Source organism: Vibrio sp. 10N.222.48.A3 (assembly GCF_041475345.1).
Lineage (GTDB): Bacteria > Pseudomonadota > Gammaproteobacteria > Enterobacterales > Vibrionaceae > Vibrio > Vibrio tasmaniensis_A.
This window is the reverse complement of the sequence record NZ_JBFRVX010000859.1, coordinates 1-2,917: the sequence shown is the minus strand read 5'-3', so window position 1 is coordinate 2,917 and position 2,917 is coordinate 1. Positions and strand designations below refer to the sequence as shown.

Here is a 2,917-nt window from a genome sequence, read left to right as displayed (position 1 = left end):
GTTTAGACTAGCCTTATCAAAGTCGCCGAGCCCTTTCACATAATAACTTACTCTGCTTTTTATATAGTCAGCTTGATCGGAATATGACTTTTCCAGCTTTTCAAACTGTTTTGAAAAATACAAACGAGGTGCGATAGAGAGCAAGGCATGTTTTAGATAATAAAATATCTTCATAGTTTCTCTTTATATTTTATTTTTACGTAATGTAACGAAGGCAAAGCCAGCAGCCATAGGCAAGGAATTATCAACAAAGCTCTAGAGGTAGACTCTGCCTTTAGAAATGAAGACGACAAGTTCCACAATAATATCCGTAATTTTATCAGATAAAGTGCCCTAGACACAGCCTCAAGTGATATCAACTTCTGTATTGAGAAGGACACATCTATACCTGACAGCTAGAGCAATAAAACGTGTTTCTTTGCCCGATTTTAAGTTCCTGAATCAGCTCTTCACAGTTAGGACACTGTTCACCAGCCTTACCATAAACCTGCAGCTCTTGAGCAAAATATCCCGGTTTTCCATCCGCTTGGGCAAAGTCTTTTAGCGTTGTTCCACCCTGTCTGATAGCCGTCGTGAGTACTTGCTTGATCTCTTTAGTTAACAAGAGCCACTCTTGTTTTGTAACCTTACTTGCAGAGCGCAAAGGATTAATACGTGAAGAAAACAGAGCTTCATTGGCGTAGATATTACCCACACCGACCACTACTTTGTTGTCCATGATGAACTGTTTGACGGCAACCTTACGCTTTTCTGCTTTCTCAGCAATGTAATCTGCGTTGAAGTCGTCAGTTAGTGGCTCAGGACCAGAACCCAGTAATACTGTATGTATTTCATCAGGCGCCGACCATAACCACGCACCAAAGCGACGCGGATCGTTGTAACGCAATATCTTGCCATTGGTTAGCTTAAGATCCACGTGGTCGTGTTTTGCTGGCGGGAAATCTGCGTCTAACACGCGCAGTGAGCCAGACATACCAAGGTGCACAATGGCTGTTCCGGTATCAGTTTCTATCAATAGGTACTTAGCTCGGCGTGAGATAGAGCGAATCACCTGCCCTTCTAATTTCTTAAGTTCTTGAGGGATATCCCAACGCAGTTTGGGGGTACGAAAAGTCAGAGTTTTAATCGTCTCGCCAACTAAATGAGGCGAGATCCCCATGCGGCTTACTTCAACTTCGGGTAATTCAGGCATAGTTAGTCGTCCGATTTAGGTGGTTTGTCTGATATAGATAGCTTGTCTGCTTTAAAGAGATGGTCTGATTTAAATGAATCTTCTGAGCCAAAGCTTGGAAACAAGTAACTCTCTTCAATAGACACCGCCAACCACTGATCATTCCAGTTTTTTAGCAACCAAAACTCAGCAAGCTGATAATAGGTAATACGCTGTGGCTCTTCTTGGTCTTGATACCAAACTTCAATGGTGTACGGCGTATTAAGCTGGGGAGTCAGGTCAGTATAAGTTTTAGCGTCGACTTCCGTGCCTACTAGCTGTTGCCAGCGTTGCGATAACTCTTGGGCACTCACACTTTGCTCTGAGACAGACTCTTTCATTTGATAAACCCAATGGCCGTCTTCTTGCACTACCGACCACTTAGTAAAGTGTAAGGCTTGAAGTTCTGCTTTTGGGTTTAAAAGATAAGGGTAAGGGCTGCTTGCCTGAAGTTCAGGCTCAGGTTCGATAAGGTACGTTTTGATCAATGTTGGAAGGTTTAGCACCCCAATAAAAGCGATCACGCTTAACATGAGTATGTTGTTCCATCGACGTCCACGATATCTCATCTGATTCTGCTCATCTAACCTATTGAGTGTTCAGTATATCGTGAAAATGGCGACACATTCTATCCTGAGTAATTTTCTATCACATAAGCTCATCGGCAAGTGTAACGTCTGTACGGTAGGTGCCAAATTGAGCCAATAATGCTTACCCTTATCAAAAACACTGGGGCTTCCCAAATTTTGGGCATAAAAAAACCCAGCTATAAGCTGGGTTTTTAATTTATTCTTCTATAAAAGAAGAGACAAAGGGGCTATCAATTACTTGATTTTAGCTTCTTTGTACATAACGTGCTGGCGAACTACTGGATCAAACTTTTTGATCTCAAATTTGCCTGGCATGTTACGCTTGTTCTTGTCAGTTGTGTAGAAGTGACCAGTTCCAGCAGAAGATACTAGACGGATTTTCTCACGAATGCCTTTAGCCATTGCTTAATTCCTCTTAAACGTTTTCGCCACGTGCACGGATATCAACAAGAACAGCATCGATGCCTTTCTTATCAATAATACGCATGCCTTTAGCAGTTAGACGTAGTTTAACAAAACGTTTTTCGCTCTCTACCCAGAAACGGTGAGTTTGTAGGTTCGGCAGAAAACGACGCTTGGTAGCATTGCGTGCGTGTGAACGGTTGTTACCCGTTACTGGACGCTTACCAGTTACTTGACATACTCGGGACATGAATGTCTCTCCAAATCGTTTCAGCTCGATATCAACCTTGGTGGCCGAACCTCTCTATCAATTCTGAAAATAGAGGTAAAAACCATAATGGAAAATCCATTCAAGGCTATCAAAGGTCGCGTATTATACTAACTTGACATGCATTGCTCAAGACCCGAACAGATCCTTTTTAAGGATTTCGTGATCTTTTTTTGAACAGGGCAGCTATTTGAGTAATCAGAGCTGATTTAAGGTTCTAAAATGTGGGCGGAATGATAGCAGATTTAACGCAACTAACAACCTAAAATGTGATTCAAATCCATCCGCGCTCTGCAAAAGAGATAACTTCGCCATCTCCAACGACAAAATGGTCGAGAATTCGGATGTCCACTAGTGCCAATGCGTCGGTTAATCTACGTGTAATTCGCCTATCTGCTTGGCTTGGCTCCGCGACACCGGAAGGATGGTTGTGCGCTAGGATTAAAG

At 42.6% G+C, this 2,917-nt stretch carries 5 protein-coding genes; all 5 read right to left on the bottom strand.

What is annotated here, in order from left to right; translation table 11 throughout:
- Positions 1-382: 382 nt before the first annotated feature.
- Complete coding sequence (gene mutM, locus AB4653_RS20910; protein WP_009847978.1) at positions 383-1,192, bottom strand: bifunctional DNA-formamidopyrimidine glycosylase/DNA-(apurinic or apyrimidinic site) lyase; 810 nt, start codon at positions 1,190-1,192, stop codon at positions 383-385.
- A 2-nt stretch (positions 1,193-1,194) separates the two neighbouring features.
- The gene (locus tag AB4653_RS20905) at positions 1,195-1,743 is read right to left on the bottom strand and encodes a hypothetical protein (RefSeq protein ID WP_009847979.1); all 549 of its coding nucleotides are present in this window, start codon (positions 1,741-1,743) and stop codon (positions 1,195-1,197) included.
- Positions 1,744-2,034: 291 nt separating this feature from the next.
- Positions 2,035-2,202 carry a 50S ribosomal protein L33 gene (gene rpmG / locus AB4653_RS20900; protein ID WP_002535344.1) on the bottom strand — a complete coding sequence of 56 codons (168 nt, stop codon included), beginning with the start codon at positions 2,200-2,202 and terminating at the stop codon, positions 2,035-2,037.
- A 13-nt stretch (positions 2,203-2,215) separates the two neighbouring features.
- Positions 2,216-2,452: a 50S ribosomal protein L28 gene (gene rpmB, locus AB4653_RS20895; RefSeq protein ID WP_004728407.1), complete on the bottom strand. Its 237-nt coding sequence runs from the start codon at positions 2,450-2,452 to the stop codon at positions 2,216-2,218.
- A 292-nt stretch (positions 2,453-2,744) separates the two neighbouring features.
- Positions 2,745-2,917 (bottom strand): JAB domain-containing protein (locus tag AB4653_RS20890; RefSeq protein WP_372105228.1); only part of this gene is annotated, 173 nt, incomplete at its 5' end.

What these genes read in the sequence shown, in the direction of transcription:
- mutM (WP_009847978.1), bottom strand. Translation starts at nt 1,192, where the DNA reads ATGCCTGAATTACCCGAAGTTGAAGTAAGCCGCATGGGGATCTCGCCT.
- AB4653_RS20905 (WP_009847979.1), bottom strand. Translation starts at nt 1,743, where the DNA reads ATGTTAAGCGTGATCGCTTTTATTGGGGTGCTAAACCTTCCAACATTG.
- rpmG (WP_002535344.1), bottom strand. Translation starts at nt 2,202, where the DNA reads ATGGCTAAAGGCATTCGTGAGAAAATCCGTCTAGTATCTTCTGCTGGA.
- rpmB (WP_004728407.1), bottom strand. Translation starts at nt 2,452, where the DNA reads ATGTCCCGAGTATGTCAAGTAACTGGTAAGCGTCCAGTAACGGGTAAC.